This is a genomic window from Cereibacter sp. Soil_C_27 (assembly GCF_057657095.1).
This window is the reverse complement of sequence record NZ_JBDGJD010000027.1, coordinates 1-1,115: the sequence shown is the minus strand read 5'-3', so window position 1 is coordinate 1,115 and position 1,115 is coordinate 1. Positions and strand designations below refer to the sequence as shown.

Genomic DNA, 1,115 nt, shown 5'->3' with positions numbered 1-1,115 from the left:
CTGTCGCCATCGGGCGTGGCCTCCACCTCCAGCACGCGGCAATGGTCGGGCATGTAGGCCCGCGCGCGGTGGTTCCACTCGGGATAGGTGAAGCGGTCGGCGAGCCGTTCGTGGTCGGCGTCCTGCGGTGCCAGATCGAGGTGCATCCTGAGCCGCGTGGCCGGGCGCTTGTCGTTCTGCGTCAGCGTGATGTGGTCCTGATCCTCGGCTGCCTTCTGGGCGTTGTCGGGATCGTCGTCATCGGTCGCCCGGTTCAGGTTCAGGCTCTCGACCCAGGAGAGGATCGCCTCGAACCGGTGCACGATGAAGCTGTCCTTGCGGTTGGCCTGATCCAGATCCTCGCGCTTGCCGAGCTTGCGCGTCGTGGACGCCAGACCCGGCGGGGCGTGCGGGGCGCCTTCCTCGGTCCCGGGCCCGCTTGCTGCCTTCGATGCGTCAAGGCGCAGCCAGATCGGGATCGGCCGCGGGGCCAGGTAGGTTCTGGGCGCGGCGGGGTGGTGCGTCAGCAGATCCTGCGCGTCGCGAGATAGCGGAGCCGCATCTCCCAATGCCTGACGGACAAGAATTTCGACAGCCGCTTCCACACCCGCCGCGCGAAAGTCCGCGCGGTTGGCAAGCAGATGAGCGCTGAGGGCGGCGTGCGCCGGGGCAAGGCCGGGGCAGCGGAGCAGAGTCTGCTCGGTTGCCGCCTTCATCGCCACGATCCACGCAAGATCGGCAGCGAGCGGGTCGGTGCGATCGAGGGGTTTCGCCGAGGTGGCCAGCGCTGCCAGCCAGAGGTAGGCGGCGCGGTTCAGGTCGGTGGTCGGGAAGGCGTCGATCACCGGCGGCAGGCGCAAGCGGTCGCCGTCGAAGGCCGCCACATGCTCCAGCGTGCGCGTCTCGGCCAGTTGCCGCCCCATGCCGCGCCGATGGCGCGCGGCGGTGGCGGGGCTGGCGGCGATCTCGGCCCCGGCCTTGCCTCCCAAGGCACGGAAGATCACGGCGACGCTGGGGCGGACCTCTTCCAGCGAGACGGCTACACCGGCGGCACCCTCCGGTGCGGCGAACCTGCTGGCATAGCCGTGCCAGAGGTTGCCGACGGTTTCCTCCGGCTCCATCAGATCGAGAAGGCG

General features: G+C 69.9%; 1 pseudogene. It reads right to left on the bottom strand.

Annotated features, from left to right (window positions below):
* A pseudogene (locus AC3A5Z_RS24140) lies at positions 1-1,115 on the bottom strand (NorD nitric oxide reductase activation protein); the annotation flags it as partial.